Below are 26,280 nucleotides of genomic sequence, written 5' to 3'. Positions count from 1 at the left end.
ACGTGACGTTCCACAACATCGGGGGTTGGCGGTGCAGTCGAAGCCGCACAGGGACTTCTCGCGCGGGAAGTGGGCAGCGTGGATGCGGCGTTCGGCCAGGCGGCGGTCGCGTCCTCGCGCGCGGCCGTCAGCAGCTCGCGAGAAGACTCGCGCAGGACAAGCCTCGCGTTCGGCGCGGGCGGCTTCGGCGATCGCCCGGCGGGGACGAGGTCCCGCACCGTGACGCAGGGGAGCGTGCCCCGAATTCGTCCTCCCGCCGCCTACCGCTCCGCTTGGCCGTGTGCCGCTGCTCGCGAGACGCGCAAACAGATCCGCCCGCAGCACCTCGAATGCCCTTGGAGGCCGGCTGGTTTCGCCCTTGCGGGCCGATGAGAGCCGCCCCAGCCACCCTCAGAGGCGTTGCGTGGTTCCAGTGAAAGCCGTGATGTGGGTCGGCAGTCGGCTCCAGACGTCCGGGGTGTAGAAGTGTCCACCGGGCAGGACGTCGTGCCGGAACTCACCCAGCGCGAGGTCTCGCCATTGCTCGCCGGCGTTCGGCTCGATCACTGTGTCGCTTGCTCCGGACAAAACCTGTACGGGCATGCTGACACGTGAGTTCGGAATGTAGCGGAAGGCGTCCCGGACCCGGATGTCGGCCCGCAGGAGTTCGATGGCGAGCTCCTGGAGGTCCGGATCGCTCACTACGTGCTCGGGCATCATTCCGTGCATGTTCATCCAGTCGAGCAACTGCTCGTCCGTGTCGTGCTGGGCGGGAAACATGTCCTTGAACGTCAGTCCCCGGCTGGGAGCGTTGGCGGAGGAGACGACGAGCGCCTGCGGTATCGGCCCGCCGCTCCGTTCGATGCGCACAGCGACGTCGAAGGCCATCCATCCGCCCATGCTGTGACCGAACAACACGTACGGACCCTCGGCTGCGGCAGCGAGCACCGCCTGGGTCGCATCCGCGGCGAGCCTCTCCCAGTCTTGCGCGAAGCCTTCGTGAAACCGGCCCTCGCGTCCCGGATAGCAGACGGCCGCCAGATCAACGTCAGCAGGAACGACACTGTTCCATTGGTGGTACTGGCCTGTGCCGCCGCCGCAAAAGCCGAGGCAGACCAGGGTGAGGGCCGGATTCGTCGTACGACGGGACCTCACGACGATGAGGTCCTGCGCGGTTTTCATGGGCAATGTCCTCTGAGCGTTGATGGTGTGTTACTCGCCGTCGGTCGCCGCGTTGAACCTGGCTTCGACATACGAGGCCAGGTCGCGCAGCTCAGGGTGCTGGTACACCTCTTTGGTCCGGATGGTGAGGCCGAGTTCTCGTTTGAGCCGTCCGATGACCCGCAGGGCGATGAGCGAGTGGCCGCCCAGTGCGAAGAAGTTGTCATCCGCGCTGATCCTGTCCCGGCCCAGCACCTGTGCCCAGACCTCCGCGATGAGTATTTCGAACGTGCCTTGTGGCTCGTCGGCCGAGCCGCTCGCTTCCTCCTGAGGGACAGGGAGGATCTCCCAGTTCACCTTGCCGTTGACGGTCAGTGGCACGGCGTCGATCGCGATGAACGCGGTGGGCACCATGAACTCGGGCAGCAGGGAGGCGCAGTGGGCGCGCAGGTCCGCAGTCGTCAGGACGTCGTCACTGACGTAGTAGGCCATCAGCTGATCGCCGAGCAACGGCTCGTGCCGGCTCGTCACCACCGCATGGCTGACCCGGGGATGCGCGAACACGGCGGCCTCCACCTCTGCCAGCTCGATCCGGTAGCCGCGGATCTTCACCTGGCGGTCCGCTCTGCTGAGGTAGTCCAGGGCGCCGTCGTCGCGCTGGCGCACCCGGTCGCCCGTCCGGTACATGCGCGTGCCGCCGTAGGGGAACGGGTTGGCCACGAACCGCTCCGCGGTCAGCCCCGGCCGGCCGGCGTAGCCGCTGGCCAGCCGGCTCCCGGCCAGGTACAGCTCACCGACCTCGCCCGGAGCGGTCCCGCGCAGGTCATCGGTGAGGACGTAGGCGCGCAGGCCCGGCAGGGGGCGGCCGATGTGCGGACCGCTGCCCGTGATCCAGGCCATGGTGGCGTCTACCGTGCACTCGGTCGGCCCGTAGAGGTTCAGGGCCTCGAGCAGGCCGTCCGCGTTCGCCTCGGCGATCTCCTGCCATGTCTGTTGCGGCACCGGCTCACCGCCCATGAACAGTCGCGGCATCGGGGTATCGGCCGCACGGTCCAGCAGGCAGGTCCGCAGCAGACCCCAGTGCGCGGGTGTGAGATCGAGGTCCTGGATCCCGTACTCGTCGATCACTCCGCGCAGCCGCTGTGGATCGGTACGCTCGTCCTCGCCGAGAATGACGATGGTGTCTCCTCGGCAGACGCGGACCCACTGCTGCACGGAGGCATCGAAGGACACGCTGGCGTTCCAGCCCACGACACGCGGCTCGTCGGCGTACGCACCGACCGACTCCAGTTCAGACACAAGCTCGGCGACGGCCTGACGGCTGATCCGCACGCCCTTCGGGCGCCCAGTGGAGCCCGACGTGTAGATGACATACGCCGGGTCGAGCGGATCGGCGCTCACCGCCGGCGACGGAGCTGCGGCACGGCCGTCGGATGCGGTGTCCGGTACGAGGACCTCCAGGTCCCGCGAGCCAAGTGGATGGTCGTGGGTGGCCACCAGCACGCGAAGGGCGGCATCCCGCACCATGAAGTCGATCCGGTCCGCAGGGTAGTGCGGATCCAGCGGCACATAGGCCGCACCGGCCTGCCACACCGCGAGGAGCGCGACGACCAACCGGACGCCACGCTCCATGGAGACTCCGACAAGATCGCCAGTGCCGACTCCGCGCGAGGTCAGCTCGGCGGCGAGCCATGCGGCCTGCCGTTCGAGTTCGGCGAAGCTCAGTTCACCGTCCGTGCCCCGTACGGCGGTCCGCTCCGGAAAGTCCTGAGCGATGCGGCGGAATCGCGCCACGAGATCAACGGGTTTCCGAACGAGGTCACTCACCTGGCCAACTCCTTAACGCCGTTGAAGGGAAAATGCTGCACCGCTCGGGAACCGGAATGGCAGACTGCGCCAGGCATGTCAGACGTACGCGGGTGCGGGTCGTACGGTCGGCCGGCAGACCGAGAGCCGGGTCGGCGCACCCATCGCCACCACGATCTTGCGTTCGCCTCGGAACGCGTCCCGACCGTGAGCGGTCAGGACGTTGTCGACCAGCATCACGTCGCCGGGTCGCCATTGCTCCCTGACCGTCGACGCTTGGTAGGCACCGTCGATGTCGCGCAGGTCCTCACGCGTCAGAGAGTCTCCGTTGCCGAACGCCGTGTTGAAGGGGAGGCCGTCAGGCCCGAACTCGTCGATCAGCGTCTCCCGCAGCTCCTCGTCGAGCGCCCACTCGTTCCAGAACAGGAGGTGGTTGAACCACACCTCGTCGCCGGTGGACGGGTGGGTGATGATGCCCGGCCGTACCTGCCCGGTACGCAGACTGCCGTCCGACTGCCAGGCCCAGCCGATGAGGTTGTCCGAGCAGTAACGCTCCACCTGGCCGGCGTCGGTGGTGTCGAACGCGCTCTGCCAGTCCGTGGAAATGTGGTCGGAGAAAGTCCGGGTGAGCTGCCAGCCGACCGCTCGGATCTTCGCGACCACCGTCGCGGGTATGGCATGGAGAACCCTGCGGCAGTCGGCGACAGGAGTCGCTCCCCCGTACTCGGGGGCAGTGAGACAACCGAACAGCAGCAGGCCGGGAAAGGTCAGGGTGTAACTGTTCTCGTTGTGCATGCGGATGAACTGCGCGGGCGGCAGGTCCGTGGAGGAAAACACATCGTCTTCGAACCGGCTGCGCGGGGTCGCTTTCTCCCGGTAGGGTGTCCGCTCAGGGATGAGGATGTCCCGAATCCTCGCGAAATCCTTGACGCTTTCCATCGGCAGTCCGCGAAGGTAGACCACGCCGTACCGGGACAGTGCTGCCATCAATTGCGGACGAACGGCGCCGAGCCAATGTGTAGCTCTGTCCATATCGGTCAGACCGTCGACCCGGGTCATGGCAGGTTTACCCGGAACCCGATGCCAATCCAATATGTGCGACACGGTTCAGCTCCCTTATGTGTGCCGACTCGGCTCAGGCCAACGATATTCGAGGGACCACACGACGTTAAAGCGTTCAACAGGGTCCCGGCGGCCGGGGATCCTCGATCGAGACGCCGCGTAGAGGCGCAACGTCACCCATTGCCCCGGGCATCCGCGCCGGCATCGTCAGCCTCGGGGATGAGGCCCCGGGGCTCATCCCGGCCGGTGCTCACCGCGACTAGCATTGCTCTTGTGGAAGAAGGCCTGAAACCTCCCTCGTTACTGCGTCGGCTCTCACCGGACGCCATGACGACACTCAGCTGGCTCTCCGTCCCGGCGTTCGCGATGGTGTCGCTCAGCATGATCGCCGGAAGATACCCGCTCTACCTGTACCGGCATCAATATGCTTATTCCTTGCTCCTGCTGGGGATCGCCATCGCCATGGCGCTCCCGCTCGGCTGGGCGAGCAGACGGCCGGTGCCCGTTCTCGGCGTGATGCTGGTGGAGGCGATCGGGCTTCGCCTGTACGGCGAGAGGTCCTGGCCCGTGTTCCTGGTGGTGGACGTGTTGGTCTTCTACATCAGGGTGAGCTCCCGGCGCCGGCTCGCCGAGGCAGCCGCGGCCGCAGTTCTGGTCGTGTGGTGCATCGTGTATCTGCCCGGCACTCCGAGCGCTGGAATCCTGCACCTGTTCAAGACAGGGCCCGGCTATCTCGTCGTGGGCACGACCATCGCGTGGATCCTCGGCAGCTGGATCCGTCTGCGCCAGGACCACGCCGAGATGCTGCAGGCGCAAGCCGCGACGCAGGCCGTTCAAGCCGAACGGCTGCGCATCGCCCGGGAGTTGCACGACATGGTCGCGCACAGCATCGGCGTCATCGCAATTCAGGCCGGCGCCGCAGGCCGCGTCATCGAGACCCAGCCGAAAGGTGCACGTGCGGCGCTAGGCGTCATCGAAGCCACCAGCCGAGAGACCCTTGCGGGACTGCGCCGCATGCTGATCGCGCTGCGCGAGGCCGACTCGGACCCGGAGCAGACGGCTCCGATCCAGGGCCTGAAAGACCTCGACTGGCTCACCGAGACGACGGCGAAGGCCGGTGTCAAGATGGACGTGCGCTGGCAGGGCCAGCAGCGACCGCTCCCGCCCGAAGTCGACCTGTCGGCCTTTCGCATCGTCCAGGAGTCGGTGACCAACGTCGTACGTCACGCGGGCGTCAGCCAATGCTGTGTCCTTCTCGATTTCCGGGAGAAAGAGCTCTCCATCGAGGTCGTCGATGATGGGCAGGGAGGTCCTGCCGGCAACGGGGGCAGCGGGTACGGCATCCTCGGCATGCGTGAGCGGGTGGGGCTGCTGCACGGTTCGTTCCGCGCCGGGCCGCGTCCCGAAGGCGGCTTCCGAGTGGCCGTTAGGCTGCCGCTATGACAATCAGAGTCGTACTGGCCGACGACCAGGAGCTGATCCGCGCCGGGCTGCGCATGGTGATCAACGATGCCCCCGACATCGACATCGTAGGAGAAGCCGGTACAGGGGGCGAGGCGGTGCAGTTGGCCAAGACCACTCACCCGGACGTCGTCGTGATGGACATCCGCATGCCCCTCATGGACGGCATTCAGGCCACGCGCCAGATCAACACGGAAGCGACAGGCGTACGCGTCCTGATACTGACCACTTTCGACGACGATGAGAACGTCTACGCGGCACTGGGCGCCGGCGCGAGCGGATTCCTGGTCAAGGACGTGGTGCTCGACGACATCCTCAGTGCGATCCGTGTGATCGCGGCCGGCGACGCCCTTCTCGCCCCGGGCGTCACGCGCCGCCTCATCGCGGAGTTCGCCGAAGGGAAGCGGCGGGCTCCCACCCCGCGCCGCAAAAGTCTGGAGGGGATCACGGACCGTGAGCGTGATGTCCTGACCCTGATCGGACGAGGCATGTCCAACAGCGAGGTCGCAGCCCAGCTGTACATCAGCGTGGCCACCACCAAGAGCCATGTGGCACGCCTGCTCGCCAAACTGGACGCCCGGGACCGGGTGCAACTCGCCATTGCCGCCTACGAATCAGGGCTTGTCTCGGCGTCCGACTGAGAACGGTTCCACGGGATCCCCGGCGCCCCGTGCGCCGGGGAACGCACGGCACGCACAGCAGGCACGGCACGCACAGCAGGCACGGTACGCACAGCACGCATGCCCGCGTGCCCTGGACCGGTCCCGGCGAGCAGCCCTACCCGCCCATCAGCGGGACATGGCGACCAGCACTCGACGGCTTCCGGTGAAGGACCTGCGGCCATGCGCCAGGGCGACGTTGTCGACAAGCAGGATGTCCCCCCGCTGCCAGGCGACGTCGACCGCCAGTTCCAGCCCGGTATCGCGGATTTCCAGCACATACTCGTCCGGGATGGGTGAGCCGTCGGCGAAGGTAACGGACTGCGGTAGCTCGTCCGCGGGGACGATCGAGGCGAGTTCACGCATTGTCTCCTCCCCCAGAGACGCGGGGTGCCACTGATCTGCCTGGTTGAACCACACGTCCTCATGGGTGACCGGATGGACGGTGGTCGACGGCCGCACCTGACGTGTGCGCAGTGCGTTCCCCGACGTCCATTCCCAGCTTGCCCCCGAGACGGACAGGAACTCCTCGACTTTCGCCAGGTCATCCGTTTCGAACGTCGCCTGCCAACTCTTGCCCAGACCTCTGCCGCCGTGCAGGTACTGCTGATAGCAGACGCCGCCGGCGAATGCGTCCCGGATACGATCGCTGAGTGCCGCCAGCCAGGCCGCCCCGCTCAGCAGTGGAGTGGCTCCTCCCGTGGCAGCGGGTTGCACACAGGAGAAGAGAAGCCGCGACGGCCACGAGCGTGCATAGGACAACTCGCTGTGCATCGAAATGTCGTACTCGGGCGGGTACTCGGTCGAGGTGTAGACATTCTCGGCGACCCGGGTCCTCGGTGTGTTTCCGTGTACGTACGCCAGGCGCTCCGGCAGCAACAGGGGCATCACCTCGGTCAGTGATACCTCGGTGACATCGAAGCCACGGAACAGGACCGCCTGGTGGCTGTCCAGCAGCTCCTGCACATTGACGCTGCTGATCCATTCAGCGAGGCCCTCGACGGATCCTTGGACGGCCGCCGACTCCGGAGTGATTTCCTGCGGTCCGCTGCTGTGCGGCTTCCTCATGCGACATCTCCTCGGGTGGGCCGGAAGCGACCTCCTGGTCCCGGCCGGCGCAATGGGGCGGTGGCTGGACCGGGCACGAAACGGCTCGGGTCTTCTATCACGGCAGTCGTCCGGCGCGCCCGTCCGAGCAGGTCACGCACGTAGCCGGTGACACGGCCACCCGCCGCTCGACGGCTGCCGCTCGCGTTGTTCAACCGGCGCGCCGCACCGGTTGAACACGTCTCGGGGCGGTACGGGCGTGGCCGTTCCGGATGTTTGATCGACTGCTTGGCTCCATGTCAGAGTTCATGCGGGACTCACCCGAGGACGGCAGGCCGGGACTCGCTCTGAAGTGGTTTATCGGGATCATATCGCCAAGTGGCGACCGGGCATTTGCCAATCGGACTGCGGTGCCGATCGGTAGGGGATAGGCACGACACTTCGGTACGCGGTTCACCGGCCGCATGCCACTTTGCGCTGGAATACATGCATCGAGCGATGGGGGTTAAACGGTCGTGCCTGGACCCGAGCGGAAGCTGCTGGAGCTGATGGGCGGACAGCGCAGCGTCTGGTATGCGCAGCAATTGCGTCCGGACAGCTCGCTGTACAACATCAGCGAATATCTGGAGATCCAGGGCGACCTGAACACAGCCGTCTTCATGGACGCGCTTTACCGCATGGTGGACGAAGTCGATGTCTACAAAGTCCGCTTCACCGGCACCGGTACGTCACTGCGGCAGTACGTCGACGAACAGACGCCTCTGAGCATTCCCCTCATCGACTTCAGCTCCCACCCGTCCCCACGAGCTGCCGCTGAAGAGTGGATGCGCGCGGACACGCATGCTCCGGTCGACTTTGAGAATGCCCCGGTATCCGCGCACGCAGTCTTCAAGATCGCCGACGACCTGCATTTCTGGTATCAGCGCGTGCACCACGCCGCGATCGATGCAGCGGCAGGCTCGGTCACCGCCGCACGACTCGCACAGATCTACAACGCGCTCCTGGCAGGGCAGGACCCCGAAGAGGGACGCCTGGAACCCGTATCGGCCCTGATCGAGAGCGAGACCGCGTACCGCTCCTCGCCGGCCTTCGAGGAGGACCGGGCGTACTGGCTCGACGTTCTGGCAGAAACACAGCAAGTGGCTGGCCGGAACGGGCAGCCGTCGCGACGCACTCCGGGGCTCCCGGTGCGACAGGTTCAATCCGTGGATCCGGACGGCAACGCGAAGCTCCGGGCGAACGCCAGGCGGTTGAAGACGAGCTTCGGCGGCTTGATGATCACTGCGGCGGCTGTCTATCTCCACCGCACGACCGGCGCGGAAGAGGTCATCCTCGGTCTCTCCGTCAGAGGCCGCGAAGGAGCCCGGTACCACGCAATACCCGGCATGACCGCCAATGTGCTACCGCTCTGCCTCCGGATCGACCGGACGACGACCATCGAAGACCTGGTCCGACAGGTCGCAAGAAGAGTTCGGGAGGCACTGCGCCATCAGCGCTACCAGCAGGCCGAGATGCTTCGTGACTTGAAAATGGCCGGCCGGGGGCCACTGTTCGAGCTGCTGGTCGACGTCATGTCATTCGACTATCAGGTTCGGTTCGGCGACTGCAGTGTCGTGGCGCACAACATCTCCAACGGCCCCGTCGACAACGTGCGCATCGCCATTTACGACAGGCCTTCAGGCGGCGCTACCGACATCAGATTCGACGTCAACGAAGAAGCCAATGGGGCCACGGCCGGGGAAGAGATGTCGAGCCGCTTCGGCGCCATCCTCACATGGCTGGAAGACGCCGCCTCCACCGACCTCGTCAGCCGTGTCGGCATCATCGAGCCAGCGGAACACGAACTGGTCGTGAGGACATGGAACCAGACGTCGACTGAACCACCGGCGGCTATGGTTCCGGCCTTGTTCGAGGCACAGGCGGCACGGACGCCCGACGCTGTCGCCGTGATGTCGGACCACGGCGCAGTGTCGTACACGGAGCTGAACGAGCGGGCGAATCACCTCGCTCATTTCCTGCGAACCGCGGGATTCGGCTCCGAGTCCGTCGTGGGACTGTGCCTGCCTCGAGGCGCGGACATGGTGGCGGCGATGCTGGGCGTGTGGAAGGCGGGAGCGGCCTATCTGCCCCTGGACCCGGCGCAACCGGTGGATCGTTCGGCGTTCATCCTGCGGGACAGCCGGGTCGGGATGCTGATCAGCACCTCGGAAGTCCTGGACGACCTGCCGGCAGGGCGGATCCCGACCATCGCCTTGGACCATCCTCGGACGACGAGGGCCTTGGCCGATCAACCTGGGACATCCCCGGACGTCTCCCTGCGGCCTGACCAGCTCGCGTACGTGATCTACACCTCTGGATCCACTGGCGTGCCCAAAGGAGTGGGCGTCACCCATGGCGGGCTGGCGAACTATGTCGAGTCGGTTCCTGGGCGGGTCGGATTCGGTCGGGCAGGAGGCCGCTACGCCCTCCTGCAGCCGGCCGTGACGGACCTCGGGAACACGATCGTCTTCTCCAGCCTGGTAACCGGTGGAGAACTGCACATCCTGGACGAGGGCGCGATCACTGATCCGGCGGCTGTGGCGGCTTACCTTGCCCAACGTGAGATCGACTACATGAAGGTGGTGCCGTCCCATCTGGCAGCGCTTGGTGAGAGTGGTCGTCTGCCCGAACTGATACCGGCCCGATCCCTCGTCCTGGGAGGAGAGGCAGCCTCCCCGCAGTGGGCGGTGGAACTGCTCGCACATGCCGGGGATCGCCCGGTGTTCAACCATTATGGGCCCACCGAGACGACGATCGGCGTGCTGACGGGCCGACTCGGGCGGGAGACGACCGAGGCGGGCGTGGTGCCTGTGGGTACCCCAGTGGCGAATACGCGCGCCTACGTCCTGGACGACGCACTACTACCCGTCCCGGTCGGTGTGACAGGTGAGCTGTATGTCGCCGGTGCCCAACTGGCCCGTGGATACGTGGGACACGCAGCCCTTACGTCGGAACGTTTCGTTTGCTGTCCGTTCGACCCTGACGGTGAACGCATGTACCGCACCGGCGACCTGGTGCGCTGGGATGCGGACGGTCGGCTTGTCTTCGTCGGGCGCGCCGATGAGCAGGTGAAGATCCGAGGGTTCCGGATCGAGCCGGGTGAGGTCCAAGCCGCGGTGGCCGCGCACCCGGCGGTACGACAGGCCGTCGTCGTGGCCCGGGAGGACACCCCCGGTGACAGACGCCTGGTGGCCTATGTTGCGGCTGACGGGCAGCACGATGACGCCGGTGTTCTCGCGAACGAGGTACGCGAACTGGCAGCGGAGCGCGTTCCGGGCTACATGGTGCCCGCGATCGTGGTCATGGAAGCGCTGCCGATGACGGGCAACGGCAAGGTCGACCGCAGGGCACTGCCCGCTCCGGACCACGCCGCGGCGGTGTCGGCCCGAGGCCCGGCCACGGCGCAGGAGGAGCTGTTGTGCCAGGCGTTCGCCCACGTCCTGGGCCTGGACCAGGTCGGCGTGGACGACGACTTCTTCACACTCGGCGGACACTCCCTGCTGGCGGTGTCACTCGTCGAGTACCTGCGTGAGCGGGGTGTGTCGATATCGGTGCGGGCGCTGTTCCAGACCCCGACACCGGCCGGGCTGGCTGTAGCAGCCACCGCGGAGCGGGTGAAGGTGCCGGCGAACCTGATTCCCGCGGACGCCGTCGCCATCACACCGGACATGCTGCCGCTGGTGAACCTGACCGCCGCAGAGATCGAGCATGTGACGGCGCATGTGGAGGGTGGCGCGGCCAACGTCGCGGACGTGTATCCGCTCGCGCCATTGCAGGAGGGACTGTTCTTCCACCACCTGATGCAGGCCGGACGCGGAGCCGACAGGGACGTGTACGCCGTACCGGTCGTCCTTTCCTTTACCTCACGGGACCGAGTGGATGCCTTCCTCGACGCGATGCAGCGAGTGATCGACCGACACGATGTCTACCGCACGGCGATCGTCTGGGAGGGGCTGCGGGAACCGGTGCAGGTCGTCACCCGGCGCGCGACCCTTCCGACCGAATGGGTACCGCTGGACCCACAGGGCCCCGACCCGGCGGCCCAACTGCTCCAAGTCGCAGGTGGCTGGATGCCCCTCGACCGTGCCCCGCTGATGAGCGTGCACATCGCCATGGCACCCGTCCACGGGGAGTGGCCGGTGCTCTTGCGTGTACATCACCTCGCACAGGACCACGCTGCCCTACCCGTGCTCCTGGAGGAATTGCGGGCGTTCATGGCCGACGAAGGCGACTCATTGCCCGAACCGTTGCCGTTCCGGGACTTCGTGGCCCAGGCGAGGCTGGGAGTGCCGGCTGAGACGCATGAACGGTACTTCGCCGACCTCCTCGGTGATGTGGAGGAGACGACGGCACCGTTCGGGCTGCTGGACGTGCACGGTGACGGTTCCACGGCGGTGTCGGCAAGCCTGGAGATGGATGGTGAGCTCGCACGCTCGGTGCGGGAGGTCTCTCGTGTCCTCGGCGTAAGCCCGGCGACGGTGTTCCATCTGGCGTGGGCGCGGGTGCTGGCGGTGGTCAGCGGTCGTGAGGATGTGGTGTTCGGGACCGTGCTGTTCGGCCGGATGAATGCGGGTGCGGGCTCGGACCGGGTGCCGGGTCTGTTCATCAACACGCTGCCCGTGCGGGTACGCGTGGACGAGAGAAGTGTCGGTGAGGCGCTTGCGGGGATGCGGGAGCAGCTCGGGGAGCTGCTGGTGCACGAGCATGCCCCGCTGTCGTTGGCGCAGCAGGCCAGTGGTGTCCCCGGAGGCAGTCCGCTGTTCACCTCCATCTTCAACTACCGGCACAGCCAGGCCGTCTCGGAGCCCGACTCGGTGTTCGACCCCGGCATCGAAGGTGTCAAGGTGCTGGTGCCGTCGGGGAGTCGTACCAACTACCCGCTCAGTGTGGTTGTCGACGATGACGGTGAACGGTTCATCCTCGGAGCCGACGCCACAGCACCCGCCGATGCGGATCTCGTGTGTGTGTTGATGCATGAGGCGGTGGCGAATGTGGTGGCGGCGTTGGAGGACGCGCCGTCGACTCCGCTGGCCGGCATCGGCGTTTTGGACGCCGCTGAGGAGCAGCGGCTGACGGTGGGCTGGAACGACACGGCGGTGGGGGTGCCTGTCGGGACGGTGCCGGGGTTGTTCGCCGCGCAGGTGCAGCGGACGCCGGATGCGCCGGCTGTGATCGATGGCGGGGTGGAGGTGTCGTATCGGGAGTTGGAGGAGCGGGCGAACCGGCTGGCGCACTATCTGAACCGTCGGGGTGTGGGTGCCGGGTCGGTGGTGGGTGTGTGTCTGGAGCGTTCGGTTGATCTGGTGGTGGTGTTGCTGGGGGTGTTGAAGGCGGGTGCGGCGTATCTGCCGGTGGATGGGCAGCTGCCGGGTGAGCGGGTGAGCGCGATGCTCGTGGATGCGGGCGCGGTGTGTGTGCTGGCGTCGGTGGCCTGCGCGGGTGTGGTGCCGGGGGATGCGGGGGTGGAGGTGTGGGCGGTGGACGATCCGGCCGTTGGGGGTGTGGTGGCGGGGATGCCGGCGGTGGATCCGGCGGCGGGTGTGCCGGCGGAGGGTGCGGCGTATGTGATGTTCACGTCCGGGTCGACGGGTCGGGCGAAGGGTGTGGTGGTGGGGCATGCGGGTGTGGTGAACCGGCTGGCGTGGATGCAGGAGCGGTGGCCGCTGGCGGTGGGGGACCGGGTGCTGCAGAAGACGCCGTTCGGGTTCGATGTGTCGGTGTGGGAGTTCTTCTGGCCGCTGGTGGAGGGGGCGGGTCTGGTGCTGGCCCGGCCGGGCGGGCACCGGGATCCGGCCTATCTGGCGCGGCTGGTGCGTGGGGCCGGGGTGACGGTGGCGCATTTCGTGCCGTCGATGCTGGAGGTGTTCCTGCGGGAGCCGGCTGCCGGGCGGTGCACGGGTCTGCGTGCGGTGTTCGCCAGTGGTGAAGCACTGCCGGCGGGTCTGCGTGACCGGTTCATCACGGCTTTGCCGGGCACGGCGCTGTTCAATCTGTACGGGCCGACGGAGGCGTCGGTGGATGTCACCGCGGCACGGTGTGCGGTGGATGACGGTGCGCTGGTGCCGATCGGCCGGCCGGTGGCCAACACCCGGGTGTATGTCCTGGATGAGCATCTGCGGCCGGTCCCGGTCGGGGTCGAGGCAGAGCTGTATCTGGCCGGGGTGCAGCTCGCCCGCGGTTATGTCGGCCGCGCCGGTCTGACCGCGGAACGCTTCACCGCCTGCCCCTTCGGTGGGCCCGGTGAGCGGATGTACCGCACGGGTGACCGGGTCCGCTGAACCGCCGACGGGCAGCTGGTGTTCGTGGGGCGTGCGGACGAACAGGTGAAGATCCGGGGTTTCCGGATCGAGCCGGGCGAGGTCCAGACGGTCCTGGCCGCACACCCCGCCCTCGCCCAGGCCGCCGTGACGGTCCGCGAGGACACCCCCGGCGACAAACGCCTCGTCGCCTACATCGTCGCGGAGCACGATGACAACACATCCGGTGACTTGGCGCAGTCGGTACGGGAGTTCGCCGCCGAACGCCTGCCCGGGTACATGGTGCCGTCGGCGTTCGTGGTGCTGGACGAGATGCCAGTGACCGTGAACGGCAAGCTCGATGAGAAGTCCCTGCCGGCTCCGGACCACAGCACGGTGTCGGGACGGGGAGGGGGAGCCGCGGGAGTGCTTGAGGAGACCGTCTGTGCGGCCTTCGCTCAGGTGCTGGGGCTTTCGGATGTGGGGCTGGAGGACGATTTCTTCGCGCTCGGTGGACACTCCTTGATGGCGATTGGTCTCGTGGAACAACTGCGTGTGCGCGGAGTGTCGGTGTCAGTGCGGGACATCATCGGTCATCCGACTCCCACAGGGCTGATCAACACGCTGAATCTGTCCTCCGTCCAGGACGCCCTCAGTGGTGTTCTGCCCATCCGAACCCAAGGAGACAAGCCACCGCTCTTCTTCGTTCATCCCGGGGGCGGACTGAGCTGGAGTTACCGGCCATTGGCCCGGCACATTCCGGAGGACGTTCCCGTGTACGGCCTGCAAGCCGACGGGCTCGACGGTGTGACCCCGCTCTCGAATTCCGTCCGGCAGATGGCGGCGGCCTACATCGAGCGAATCCGCGCTGTGTGCCCGTCCGGTCCGTATCAGCTGGTCGGGTGGTCCTTCGGAGGCGTCGTCGCCCACGAGATGGCGCTTCAACTCCAGGCGGCTGGTGTGCAGGTGGCGGCTCTGGTCCTCATGGACGCCTACCCCTTCGAGCGGACCGCGGACGATCAGGGTCACGGAACTGTGGCGGGACCCGGGCAGAAGACGGACGTTGCGCAGACCCTGGAGGAGCTACGCGCTGAGATGGGGCACGTGCTCGGCGGGCTGTCGGACGAGGAACTCGCCCTTCTCGCGGGTGTTTACCACAACAACGGCTACCTGATGTCGAAGCATGAGCCAGGCCGGTTCGACGGCCATGCCTTGCTGCTGGTGGCGGAAGAGGGCAAGACGGCGAGTACGTCTCACGGGGCCAAGTGGAAGCCGTACATCTCCGGAGAGATATCGGAGGCCGTCCTTCCCTGCAACCACCATGACATGGCCCGGCCCGACATGCTGGAACGGGCCTGGAGCGCGATGGCGGAGTGGATGCGGACGGTGCGGCCGTAGGGACCACAGGAGTCGGCAACGGTCGGCAAGTGAGGGCTTGCCGTGAAATAACTTGTGGGTTCTGCGACTTGACATCGCAGGTCAGCGCACCATGCGCCCGCATGTTGTTCCTCTGCAAACCCTGAGGCGCATCCCGATATGTTTGCCCCGCTGTGGAGCGGACGGGCCCTGGGCGGAAGCACAGGCCGCAGGCGTCATGTGGCCGTCTTCCGCCGGCCGCGAGGCCACCGGCCCGGCACGCCGTGTCCCGCGCGGCCCGGCCTCCGCCCGAGGACGGTATCCGTCAGGCGGATAGGCGTGGATCCCTTTCGTTCGGCGGCATGACGACCCGTCGGGACTCCACCTCTAGTTTGGAAGCGATCAACGCCCGGGCCTTTGCATCGGGGCATGGGCAGAGGATTTCTGATGAGGAGAGACCAGTGAAAGCAGCATCCAGGGCGGTGCAGTCATCGGAGAATTCCGGGGGTATCTCGGCCGATGCCGCCACGGCGAGGCAGGTCACCAAGACCTACGGCGGCGGCGAGACCCAGGTCACCGCCCTGAACGCGGTCGACGTGGACATCGAGCGCGGCCGGTTCACCGCGATCATGGGTCCTTCGGGTTCGGGGAAGTCCACCCTGATGCACTGCCTTGCCGGTCTCGACACGGTCACCTCCGGACGGATCTGGATCGGCGAGACCGAGATCACTGGTCTGAAGGACAAGCAGTTGACGAAGCTGCGCCGTGACAAGGTCGGATTCATCTTTCAGGCCTTCAACCTGCTGCCCACCCTGAACGCGCTGGAGAACATCACCCTTCCGATGGACATCGCCGGCCGCAAGGCGGACCGGGCCTGGCTGGACCAAGTGGTCGCCACGGTCGGCCTGGCCGACCGGTTGAAGCACCGTCCCACGCAGCTATCCGGCGGGCAGCAGCAACGTGTCGCCGTGGCACGGGCGTTGGCAGCCCGGCCGGACATCATCTTCGGCGACGAGCCGACCGGCAACCTCGACTCTCGCTCAGGCGCGGAGGTACTGACATTCCTCAGGCGCTCGGTGGATGAGCTGGGGCAGACGATCGTGATGGTGACGCACGACCCTGCGGCGGCGAGCTACGCGGACAGGGTGCTCTTCCTGTCCGACGGCGTGATCGTCGACGACATGAACTCGCCGACAGCCGACTCCGTCCTGCAGCGCATCCGTCTCTTCGACGGCAAGCACAACGGCTGAGGGGGCGGACCGTGTTGCTCAAGACCTCACTGCGGAGTTTCTTCGCGCACAAGGGACGCTTGGCGCTGTCGCTCATCGCGATCGCGCTGTCGGTCGGATTCGTCTCCGGCACCCTGGTGTTCTCGAACACCGCCACCAAGACCGTCGACTCCCTCTTCTCCTCAACGGTTTCCGACGTCTCGGTGATCCAGACCCCCGCCAAGCACGGCATCGGGCCGTCCACCGGTACTCCGCTGACCATGCCGGCGTCGATGCTCCAGAAGGTCGACACCCTGCCCGGCGTCAAAACCGCCCTGGGGAAGATCTCGGTCAACAACGCCGCACTGATCAACCCGAAGACCAACAAGGTGGCGGGTCCCTTCGGCGGTGCTTCGGCCATCATCGGTGCCTGGGGACGGGATCCGCGTTCACCTCTGAAGATCACCTCGGGACGCGCCCCCTCCGGGCCGGACGACATGTTGGTCGACGCGGACACCGCGAAGAAGAGCGGGCTTCACCTCGGAAGTCCGGTCCGGGTCATCAACTCGCTCGGTACCTTCGACTACACCGTTTCGGGGATCGCCTCGTTCACCACGACCAACCCCGGCTCGGCGATGGCCTTCCTCCAGCGCTCGACCGCCGAGCACGACCTGCTCGGTGCCACCGGCGTCTTCACCTCGATCGAGGTGTACGGCGACGGACACGTCTCGAACAATCGGTTGAAGAGCGAGATTACGCCGGTGATCGGCAGGGGGTATCAGGCAAAGACGGCCAGCGAGCAGGAGGCGAACAGCACCAAGGACACAAGCAGCTTCCTCAGTTTCGTCAAGGCGGTACTGCTCGGTTTCGCCACCATCGCGGTGGTGGTCGGCGGATTCCTCATCATCAACACGTTTTCCATGCTGGTGACCCAGCGCACCCGGGAGATCGGCCTGCTGCGCGCTCTGGGGGCCGGCCGGCGACAGGTGAACCGGTCGGTGCTGATCGAGGCACTGCTGCTCGGAGTGGTCGGCTCCACGCTCGGCATGTTCGCCGGCTTGGGCGTCGCGTTCCTGCTGGCGCAGTTGATGACCCCGGCCGGGATTCCGATGTCGTCCTCGCTGGTGTTCGACCGGACGGTGCCGATCGCCTCGTACGGGGTGGGCATCGTGATCACGGTGCTGTCGGCGTGGCTGCCCGCCCGCCGGGCCAGCCGCATCTCGCCGATGGCGGCCTTGAGCGAGCACGGGATTTCGAGTGACAAAGCGGCTAATCGCAAGCGGATCGTGATCGGGCTGCTGGTGACGATCCTCGGTGCCGCCGCGCTGGTGGAGGGCGCGGTGAAGAGCTCGAAGCCGCTTGTGGAAACAGGTGCGGTTTTCCTGTTGGTCGCCTTCGTTGTGCTCGGTCCGCTGCTCGCCACCGGCATCATCGGGGTGCTCGGCAGGGTGCTGCCCGCCCTCTTCGGCGCTTCCGGCAAACTGGCCCAGCTCAACGCGGTGCGCAATCCGCGCCGTACCGGTGCCACGGCAGCGGCGCTCACCATCGGTCTGTGCCTGGTCACCGGTTTCTCCGTGGAGTCGTCCTCGCTGGTGGCCTCGACCAACTCGCAGGTCGCCAAGTCGCTGGGTGCCGATTACCTTGTCACCACCGGCCCGACCAACGGTCTGACGCCTGCCATGCTCGATGCCACGAGGAACACTCCTGGCATCGACCATGTCACCGAGGAGAAGTATGTGCTGGCCACCATCACCACGGGCAAGGTGAGCCAGAACTTCACCCTCACCGCTGTTTCGCCCTCCATCACCCGGGACTTCCACGCCCAGGTGGTCGCGGGCAGCCTGCAGAGTGTGAATGAGGGCGCCGTCACGGTCGACCAGACCTTCGCCAAGAACTTCAACCTGAAGGTTGGCGACGAGATGACCATCGACTACGGCAAGGGTCATGTCCAGAAGGTGCCGATCGGGGTCATCACCGCAAAGAACAATCCCTTCTTCGACCGGCAGATCTACATCGGGATCTCGACGTTGGCCAAGGCCCTGCCCGCCACCCTGATCCCGCCGGACAACGTCTTCCTCTGCATGGCCGCGAACGGAGCGGACAAAGACAAGACGTACGACGCCCTTCAGCACTCCCTCCGCGCCTATCCGATGGCGACCGTGCAGGACCATGCGGGGTTCAACCAGATGTTCCGGGACAATGTCAACGCCCTGCTCTACATCATCTACGCTCTGCTCGCCCTGGCGATCAGCGTTGCAGTCCTCGGTGTCATCAACACCTTGGCGCTGTCCGTGGTCGAACGCACCCGGGAGATCGGACTGCTCAGGGCTGTCGGCCTGTCCCGCGTCCAACTGCGACGGATGATCCGGCTGGAGTCGGTGACGATCGCGGTCTTCGGCGCGCTGATCGGTACCTGCCTCGGCCTCGCCTGGGGAATCGCCTTCCAGCATGCGAACAGGAAACAGGGGATGGGCGTGCTGAGCGTGCCGGTGACCACCATTGCGATGGTCCTCGTGCTCTCCGCTGTCGTGGGCCTGGTGGCTGCGCTGGTGCCGGCTTTCCGAGCCGGCAGGATGAATATCCTGAGGGCCATCGCCGCCGACTGACCATGTGATGTGCCGACCGCCGGGCCGGAACGCCTTGCCAGGGGCGTTCCGGCCCGGCGGCGTATGTCGTTCGACTGCGGCAGCGGACTGGTTGAACGGGTCGGGGAGCCCGCGCTCTCCCGCTCTTGGCCGACAGGGCCCTCTCAGGCATAGGCTCGGCCGCGAGGAGCACAGCGGGCTGGTCCGAGACCGGATGACGAAACGGAGCCGGGCGACATGGCGCTGACACGTAAATACCTTCCCAACGGTGAGTCCGTCGTCGGAATCAACCGAAGCGAAATCGAGTATCTGTACAAGGAGATATTTGAGGACCGTACGTACGTCTTTGAAGGTTTTCCGACGCTGCCGGCCAACCCTGTAATCGTCGACGCCGGCGCGAACATAGGGATGTTTTCCCTCTTCGCGGTACGGCAGTGGCCGTGCTCCAGAGTTTTCGCGTTCGAACCCGTTCCGGACGTGTTCCGTGCGCTCGAACTCAATCTCCGAGGATTCCCGGCCGTCACCCTGCACAATTGCGCCCTGGGGGAGACGGTCGAGCACCGGGACATCGTCTATTACCCCAACTACACGATGATGTCCGGGTTCGGGGCCGATGCGGACGCGGACCGCGCCACCGTCGAGAGGTACGTCGAGAACTCCACCGAGGGCATGACGGATACGGAGGCGAAGGCCGCGGTTCTGGAGAACATGGACACCATGCTCGCGGGAAAGTTCGCGCAGAAGACCGTATCGGTGCGGATAGAACGGCTGTCCGATGTGGTGGCTCGGCACGGTCTCGATCGCATCGACCTGTTGAAGGTCGACGTCGAAGGATTTGAACTGCAGGTGCTACGCGGCATAGGCGATGAAATCTGGCCCACGATCGGCAACGCGGTCGTCGAGGTCGCCGATCGCGACGGAGAACTCGCCGCTGTGGACGCAATGTTCCGCAGGAACGGTATGCGGACCGAGGTGAGGCAGGTCAGTGACTACCGCGGAACGGACCTGCACATAGTCTTCGCGGCACGTCCTTGAGATCTCTTCGCGTCGGCCGTGGGGGCCAATGCCTCACACGGCCGGCGTGGCCATCGGCTCAGCGCGGCCGAGGGGTCGGCCCCTTGCCCAGACGGGCCAGTCCTCGGGCCGTGCGGCGTGCCCGGCCGCGGGAGACGGCCAGCGGATCCCAGTCGTCGGGCCGCTCGGGCAGTCGTGAGACATCGGCCAATACCTCTCCGGCATGGACTCGGTGCAGCAGCCGGCGCTCCAGGATCTGGGCGGCGCAGGCGATTCCGCCGATGGCGACACCGGTGATGCCACTGCCGTTCCGGGTGCTCGCGCCCACCATGTACAAGCCCTCGATGCCGGTGCGCGTGTTCGGCCGGCCGCCCGCCTCGCCCCATTCGGCCAGCCCGTAGGGTGTTCCGCCGGTGGAGAGCGTGTACCGCTCATGGGAGAGCGGGGTGCCCGCCTCCAGGTGCGTGATGTGCGCACGGAACGGCCCCAGGGCCTCCTCGGCCGCGCGAAGCATCGCCTCCGCAAGGTTCCGCTTGCGTTCCTGGTAGGCGTCGCTGCGCCGATAGCGGCCGCCCTCGGCAGGCCCTCGGCTCACACCCCACCAGTCGAGCCCGGGCGGACAGAGCGTCATCACCTGGAAGTTGCTGTGTCCCGGCGGGCCCGCCGCACGGGAGCCGGGGTCCTTCAGAGAAGCGAAGGACACGAACAGGGACGGCACCGGGTCGATGTCACCGCGGGACAGACGTGCGTAGTAGCCGTCGATGTCCTCGTCGCGATACCACCAGAGGTTGGCATTCGGCTGGTCCGGCAGATCCTTGTCCAGCGCGATGTAGAGCGTGGCGAAGGGGAAGGCCATGGTCGCCTCGCGCACTCTGGTGGCAAAGCGCCGCGGAAAGTGCTCCTCCCCGACCAGGTCCAGCACCGTGCGCCGAAAGTCGGCATTGGAGACGACGAGCGGAGCCCAGACAGTGCGGTCGTCCGCCAGTCCGATGCCGCTGACGCGGCCGTTCTCGACCAGGATGCGTTCGACCTTGGTCCGCGTCCGCAGTTCTCCGCCGTGTGCCTCCAGTACCTCCACCAGTGCCGCGACCAATTGCTGGCCGCCGCCTACCGGGTAGTGGGCACCACGCATGTAGTGGTCGAGGACGGCGGTGTGGGTGGCGACGGTGGCGATGTCGGGCGATGCGCCGTAATTGGGAGACTGCGCCGCGAGCACGGTGCGGGACCGGGGCGACAAGCCGCAGTGGTCGAAGAGCCGACTGAGCGAGCGCCTGCCCCAGCGCGTGGTGAACGGGGTGCGGGCAGTCAGCTCTGGCAGCGTCAACTCTCCAGAGGAGAGCAGCAGTTCACGCATCTCGGCGCCGACGCCGGCGCATATCTCGGTGAATGTGTCGATACCCGCGGCATCCTGAGGCAGCTCGTCCTTCAGCCGTTGGCGATACGGAAGCCATCCCGCCGGCACATCTACGCTGACGCTCGGCAGAACGATCCGGTCGAACCCGTCGGGATCCATCTCGCGGTAGCGGACCCGATCGCTGAGGCCCAGTCCGCCGAAGATCGCAGGGAGGACGCCGCCGGGACCGCAGTCCCCGATGTAGTGGACGCCCACGTCGAACTCGTACGCCCGGCGCCGACGGAAGACCTGGGCGTTGCCGCCCGCCACGTCGTGCTGCTCCACAACCAGTACCCGGCGGCCACTGACCGCGAGGTACGCGGCGCACACGAGCCCGCCGATTCCCGCACCGACGACCACGGCATCCCAGCCGTCCTCGTCCGACATTGCCGTTTCCCTCCATGCGACCGCTTGTGACGTTGGTTCCGCCCGGGAGAGCCCCGAGGCCCGATCGGTTCCGGCCGTACCCGTGTGGTGTGCCGCTCTCATGGGCCGCCATGACAGACGGCGGTGGCCCAGGTCACGAGGAGGCGGCCGGCAGTCGCAGCAGGGTGCACCCGGCGTTTCCGCCCGGGTCCACCGAAGTGACCAGCGCCAGACCGCCGGTGTTCGCGTGCACCAAGGCCGCGGCAAGCTGGAAAGCGGCCGCGGCCGCGGACATGTCGCCGATCAATGCTCGTGTGAGTACCAGTTGCGGCCGGTGGTCACTGAGCACCGCGGACAGAGCGGCATTCTCGTAATCGCCGAGGTACCCGCCGCGGTCCGAAGGGACGACCAGAGTCACCTGGTCCGGGCTTGCGCGGGCTTCCTGGAGGGCTCCGGTCACCGAACGGGCCAGCGACCGCTGGGCCCCCTCCGGTTCCGTGAACGCGGTGAACCGGGACGCGACCACTTCGGCGAGGACGGGGCGTCCGTACGCGACCGCTCGGCTCGCCGGTTCCAGCAGAAGGAGAACGCTGCCCTCGCCGAGCGGTCCGCTCGTCTGCTGCCCGTCTCCGGCGTCGGCACGCTGGGCCAGCCAGGACCGCTGAGCGGAGTACTCTTCGCTCGCACCCACCAGTACGGCCTCGGCACGGCGCTGGCGCAGCAGCGCCGTCGCGTAGTTGAGGGCGATCAGGCCCGTGAGTACTCCCGCGGAGACGGTGACATTGGGACCCTTGATGGAGTGGCTGATGGCGCTCTGGCTCGCGGCCCGGTTCATGACCGTGTTCGGAACGCTTCCCGGGTCGACGTGATACGGCAGCGCCGACGTCATCGATTCTTTGGTGAAGTCCATGATGCTCTTCACGCTTCCGTGCCCGCTGCCGATCACGAGGCCCATGGCCTCGGGGTGGTCCTCGGCCAGCCCGGGCCCCGCCGACCTGAGAAGCATCCCGACCGTCGCCACCGTGAGTGCGGTCAACCGGTCCATCGACCGCGTTCCCTTGCGGCCCAGAACAGCCTTGATGTCGAAGTCGGGGACCCAGCCACCCTCCTCGTGCGGACCGCCCGCACGCAGCTCCTCCGGAAGCGGTCGCACCGCCGCCTGTTTCGTCATCAGCCCGGCCCGAAAAGCGGAAGCCCCAAGCCCGTACGGCGAGGCCGTGGCCCAGCACGAGATGGCCGTTGTATCGCGGTGTGCCGGGCTGCCGGCGCTGGTCACCATCGCGTGAGTACTCCTCTGAATCCAGGCTTCCGGCAGGTCGGGCCGCGACTCATGCCTGCTGCGGGCCCAGGTGCTTGCCGAGGATGAGGACGGCGTTGTTGCCGCCGAACGCCAGGGCGTTGTTCTGCACGATCCTGAGATCCGCCGCACGCGCGTGGTTGGGTACGCAGTCCACCGCGCACTCGGGGTCGGTCTGCTCGTGGTTGATCGTGGGAGGGATGAACCCCTCGGTGATGGCGATCGCGCACGCCGCGGCCGCGATGGCGCTCGCCGCCCCCATGCTGTGGCCGATCAGCGACTTGATCGAGATGGTCGGCGGCATGGCGTCTTCACCGAAGACGTCCCGGATCGCCGCCACCTCCGTGACGTCGTTCGCTCTCGTCCCGGTGCCATGGGCAGAAATCAAGTCGACCTGATCGGGGCTCACTCCGGCATCGAGATGGGCCGCCTCGATGGTGCGGACGATGCTGCTCTGGTCCGGAGCCACCGGGTGCAGCGCGTCGCAGGCGAGCCCGTAGCCGAGAACCTCGGCATAGATGTTCGCGCCACGGGCGAGAGCTGACTCCAGGCGCTCCAACACGAGTATCGCGGCTCCCTCACCGGTCAGCAGGCCCTGCCGGTTGAGGTCGAAAGGCCGGCACACATCGGGTGCGATGGTGCCCAGACGATAGAAGCCGACGAAGGTCTTCAGACACACGGCGTCGGCACCGCCGCACAGTGCGATGTCCACGGCTCCACTGCGCAGCGCGTCGAGGCCGTAGCCGATGGCGTAATTGCCCGCGGCGCATGCCGTCGCGATGGTGATGGCCTCCACGTCCTCCAGACGGAGTTCCCGGACGATGCCCGACGACAGCCGGTCGGCCGGGTAGCGCCTGGCCACAGCCGGTGGAAAGGCTTCTGGGCCTTTCTCGAGGTCCAGAGCGACGAGACCGTCCAGATCGCGCGACTCGCCGTCGGTCGTACCCACGGAGACCAGTGACCGTCGCTGTCGTATCTGTTCGTCGACCAGGCCCGCATCCTGTGCGGCCATGCGTGCCGCCGCGACGGAGAACGTACTCGCCCGTCCCAGATCGTCGAGGGGGGTGTGCCGGATCCACGGTGCAGGGTCGAAGTCCACCACTTCGCATGCGTTGCCGTGCGCGAATCCCGTGGTGTCGAACGCGGTGATGGGCCGCGCTCCGGAACGCCCCTCTCGTAGCCCGAAGGTGAATGCGCGGACCCCGATGCCGATGCTGGTCACCACGCCTATGCCGGTGATCACCACCCGGGGCACGGCCTCGGGGCCGCCGTTCGTTGCATCCATCCGTGCTCCTGCCCTTGGGGTGCCGAGACGACGAGAGGTGGGGAGATCAGTTGCGGGCCGCCTGCTCGACGACCGCGTACACGCCTTCCAGATTCACCATCCTGGCCATCTCCTCCTGCTCGATGGTCACGTTGAGCCGCTTCTCGATCGCGGCCAGAATCTCGATGGCGCGGAGCGAATCCATGTCGTGCTCGTCGATGAAGAGGCTGACGTCGGTCATCTCGTCGTCCTCGATCTCGAGGATGTCGCAGACTATTTCCTTGATCGTGTTCTTGGTCTCGTCCGCGAGAGGCGACGGCGGATTCTTGAACGGCATTTCCGCTCCCGGAGATGTAAGGGTGCTGAATATGGTGCCGGAAATGAGCAGCTGTGGGTAAATTCATTGTCCTGGCTGCCGCGTCAGGTTACCAGCGGCTGCCCGCATGGCTGTTCAGCTGCGGCAGATTGTCAGTTGAACAGTCCCACCGGTGCTTCGGTGAAGGTCCTTGTGCGGTCGCGGTCGTGGCTGTTCCCCGGCGTAGTGTTGATCGATGGCATGGGTCCGGGGCATCCTCCTGCCCGAGGGATTCGCCGGCCGGTGAGTGGCGGTCCGGCGCCTCGGATTTCCGGCCTTTGACTGTCATGAGCCATACCTTTCCCTCAATGCTCCATTGCGGTACCAGTGCGCAGCACAGGCTTGCTTACGCAGTGCGGTCGGTCGACGTTGTTCGGGTCTCCTGGAAGGGCATACATGTCTGACGAGCAGCTGTTTCTGCGGTCCAAGGCGATAGTAGAACCGCTCATTGACAGGTTCGTCGCCTGGCCGTACACCATCGCGCCCATACAGTCGGCGATGAATCTGGCATTTCTGCAGGTGCCGCTGCTGGAGTCGTATCTGCAGTCGCCTCAGGTCCACGTCACGGCCAGCAACAACCCGGAGCTGCGCGGCGGTTATTTCATCAACATCCCCGAGGAGCGCGCCGACGAGGTGCGTGAGCTGCTCGCCGTCATCAAGCGCGACCGGGCGCACATTCTGCGGTTCGCCGAGGCCATCGCCGCGGGCCAGGAGCTGCTCCGGGCCAATGCCACCGGATTCGATCTCACTCCGCTTTACCCGAAGCTGCCGCCCGAGCTGGGTGGACTGGTGGAGCTGGCCTACGACACCGACAACCAGGCGCAGCTGCGCTTCATGGAGCCGCTGGTCTACACGAGCGACTATTACCAGGAGTCCCGCCAGTCGGTTCAACTCTCGTTCGAGACCGGGATCGAGCGGCCGTTCATCCTGAGCACTCCGCGGCTGCCTTCGCCGGACGTCCTCGAGCTGCCGATCCCGTTCCGCCACCCCGGACTGGCGGAACTGTTCAAGGCCCGAGTACGTCCCTCCACGCTGAAGCACCTGCGGGAGGCGCTGGAACTCGATGACACCCAGGCCGCACAGCTGTCCGGGATGCTGAGCGACCGCCCGAGCCTGTCCGAGGACCGGCACATCGAGGCCGGCGGCCGTATCCGGTACTTCGGACACGCCTGCCTGGTGATGCAGACGCCCGAGGCCGCGATCGTGAGCGATCCGTTCATCAGCGCGGACAGCAGTGCCGACGACCGCTACACCCTCGACGACCTCCCCGACTTCATCGACCTGGTGATCATCACGCACGGCCACCAGGACCACATCGTCCTCGAGACGCTGCTGCAACTGCGGGGCCGGGTCGGCGCCATCGTCGTTCCTCGTTCCTCGCGCGGCAATCTCGTCGACCCCTCGATGGCGCTCATGCTCAAGCACCAGGGCTTCCCGGTCGTCGAGGTCGACGACTTCGACGAGGTCGAATTCCCCGGCGGCAAGGTGGTGGCCACCCCGTTCCTGGGTGAGCACTGCGACCTCGACATCCGCGCCAAGTCGACCTACTGGGTGCAACTTGCGGGCAAGAACATCTTCGTCGGGGCCGACTCCTCCGGCATAGACCCGATGCTCTACCGGCACATCAAGGGGCACCTCGGTTCCGCGGACTACGCGTTCCTGGGCATGGAGTGCGACGGCGCGTCGCTGATCTGGCTCTACCAGGCGCTGCTGACCATGCCGATCCCGAAGAAGATGAGCAGTTCGCGCAAGCTCTCCGGGTCGAACGCCGAACAGGCGGCCGCGATCATGACGGAACTGGGAGCCGGCGAAGCGTATGTCTATGCCATGGGTGAGGAGGACTGGCTCGGCCACGTGATGGCCACCACCTACAACGAGGACACCTACCAGCTCAAGCAGATCGACGAGTTCCTGACCTGGTGCAAGGACCGGGGCATCAAGGCTGGGCACCTCTTCAAGCAGCAGGAATGGCGCTGGTAGCCGCTCGGCGCC

The 26,280-nt window shown here is 66.5% G+C and carries 16 protein-coding genes; 8 read left to right on the top strand and 8 right to left on the bottom strand.

Features of this window, described 5'->3' with window-relative positions; translation table 11 throughout:
• Positions 1-390: 390 nt before the first annotated feature.
• The 3 genes from LQ326_RS33535 to LQ326_RS33525 all read right to left on the bottom strand — a co-directional run bounded on the left by LQ326_RS33535 (position 391) and on the right by LQ326_RS33525 (position 4,050).
• Positions 391-1,161 carry a thioesterase II family protein gene (locus tag LQ326_RS33535; protein ID WP_234542828.1) on the bottom strand — a complete coding sequence of 257 codons (771 nt, stop codon included), beginning with the start codon at positions 1,159-1,161 and terminating at the stop codon, positions 391-393.
• Positions 1,162-1,191: 30 nt separating this feature from the next.
• Entirely contained in the window at positions 1,192-2,967 is a 1,776-nt protein-coding gene (locus LQ326_RS33530) for a non-ribosomal peptide synthetase (protein WP_234542827.1), read from the bottom strand.
• A gap of 78 nt (positions 2,968-3,045) precedes the next feature.
• A complete protein-coding gene (locus LQ326_RS33525; RefSeq protein ID WP_234542826.1) occupies positions 3,046-4,050 on the bottom strand; it encodes a TauD/TfdA family dioxygenase in 1,005 nt (334 codons plus the stop codon).
• Positions 4,051-4,281: 231 nt separating this feature from the next.
• On the opposite strand from LQ326_RS33525, the gene LQ326_RS33520 reads away from it, so the two are divergent.
• Together LQ326_RS33520 and LQ326_RS33515 are read left to right on the top strand one after the other, a co-directional pair.
• Complete coding sequence (locus LQ326_RS33520) at positions 4,282-5,451, top strand: sensor histidine kinase (protein ID WP_234542825.1); 1,170 nt, start codon at positions 4,282-4,284, stop codon at positions 5,449-5,451.
• Complete coding sequence (locus tag LQ326_RS33515; RefSeq protein WP_234542824.1) at positions 5,448-6,110, top strand: response regulator; 663 nt, start codon at positions 5,448-5,450, stop codon at positions 6,108-6,110. Before LQ326_RS33520 ends, LQ326_RS33515 begins: the two co-directional genes overlap by 4 nt.
• 147 nt (positions 6,111-6,257) lie before the next feature.
• Here LQ326_RS33515 and LQ326_RS33510 read toward each other — a convergent pair whose 3' ends face one another.
• On the bottom strand, positions 6,258-7,196 hold the full coding sequence (locus LQ326_RS33510; protein ID WP_234542823.1) for a TauD/TfdA family dioxygenase: 939 nt from the start codon (positions 7,194-7,196) through the stop codon (positions 6,258-6,260).
• A gap of 494 nt (positions 7,197-7,690) precedes the next feature.
• Here LQ326_RS33510 and LQ326_RS33505 point away from each other — a divergent pair, with 494 nt between their 5' ends.
• The 5 genes from LQ326_RS33505 (at position 7,691) to LQ326_RS33485 (ending at position 19,634) form a co-directional block, all read left to right on the top strand.
• The gene (locus tag LQ326_RS33505; protein WP_234542822.1) at positions 7,691-13,492 is read left to right on the top strand and encodes a non-ribosomal peptide synthetase; all 5,802 of its coding nucleotides are present in this window, start codon (positions 7,691-7,693) and stop codon (positions 13,490-13,492) included.
• Positions 13,493-13,510: 18 nt separating this feature from the next.
• A complete protein-coding gene (locus tag LQ326_RS33500; RefSeq protein WP_308402064.1) occupies positions 13,511-14,848 on the top strand; it encodes an alpha/beta fold hydrolase in 1,338 nt (445 codons plus the stop codon).
• A gap of 440 nt (positions 14,849-15,288) precedes the next feature.
• Positions 15,289-16,056 carry an ABC transporter ATP-binding protein gene (locus LQ326_RS33495; protein WP_372497022.1) on the top strand — a complete coding sequence of 256 codons (768 nt, stop codon included), beginning with the start codon at positions 15,289-15,291 and terminating at the stop codon, positions 16,054-16,056.
• Between the two features lie 11 nt (positions 16,057-16,067).
• Positions 16,068-18,620 (top strand): ABC transporter permease, encoded by a 2,553-nt coding sequence (locus LQ326_RS33490; RefSeq protein WP_234542820.1) that lies wholly within the window; start codon positions 16,068-16,070, stop codon positions 18,618-18,620.
• A gap of 216 nt (positions 18,621-18,836) precedes the next feature.
• Entirely contained in the window at positions 18,837-19,634 is a 798-nt protein-coding gene (locus tag LQ326_RS33485; RefSeq protein WP_234542819.1) for an FkbM family methyltransferase, read from the top strand.
• 58 nt (positions 19,635-19,692) lie between these two features.
• Here LQ326_RS33485 and LQ326_RS33480 read toward each other — a convergent pair whose 3' ends face one another.
• From LQ326_RS33480 to LQ326_RS33465, 4 genes are all read right to left on the bottom strand, one after another.
• On the bottom strand, positions 19,693-21,393 hold the full coding sequence (locus LQ326_RS33480) for a phytoene desaturase family protein (protein WP_234542818.1): 1,701 nt from the start codon (positions 21,391-21,393) through the stop codon (positions 19,693-19,695).
• A gap of 133 nt (positions 21,394-21,526) precedes the next feature.
• A complete protein-coding gene (locus LQ326_RS33475) occupies positions 21,527-22,651 on the bottom strand; it encodes a beta-ketoacyl synthase N-terminal-like domain-containing protein (protein ID WP_234542817.1) in 1,125 nt (374 codons plus the stop codon).
• 49 nt (positions 22,652-22,700) lie between these two features.
• Positions 22,701-23,954 carry a beta-ketoacyl-[acyl-carrier-protein] synthase family protein gene (locus tag LQ326_RS33470; protein ID WP_234542816.1) on the bottom strand — a complete coding sequence of 418 codons (1,254 nt, stop codon included), beginning with the start codon at positions 23,952-23,954 and terminating at the stop codon, positions 22,701-22,703.
• A 46-nt stretch (positions 23,955-24,000) separates the two neighbouring features.
• Positions 24,001-24,270, bottom strand: a complete 270-nt coding sequence (locus LQ326_RS33465) for an acyl carrier protein (RefSeq protein WP_234542815.1) — start codon at positions 24,268-24,270, stop codon at positions 24,001-24,003.
• A gap of 414 nt (positions 24,271-24,684) precedes the next feature.
• Here LQ326_RS33465 and LQ326_RS33460 point away from each other — a divergent pair, with 414 nt between their 5' ends.
• On the top strand, positions 24,685-26,268 hold the full coding sequence (locus LQ326_RS33460; protein WP_234542814.1) for an MBL fold metallo-hydrolase: 1,584 nt from the start codon (positions 24,685-24,687) through the stop codon (positions 26,266-26,268).
• Positions 26,269-26,280 lie beyond the last annotated feature (12 nt).

Source organism: Streptomyces shenzhenensis, from assembly GCF_021462265.1.
Taxonomy (GTDB): Bacteria; Actinomycetota; Actinomycetes; order Streptomycetales; family Streptomycetaceae; genus Streptomyces; species Streptomyces shenzhenensis.
The sequence above is the reverse complement of the archived record's forward strand: the minus strand, read 5'-3'. Positions and strand labels throughout refer to the sequence as shown.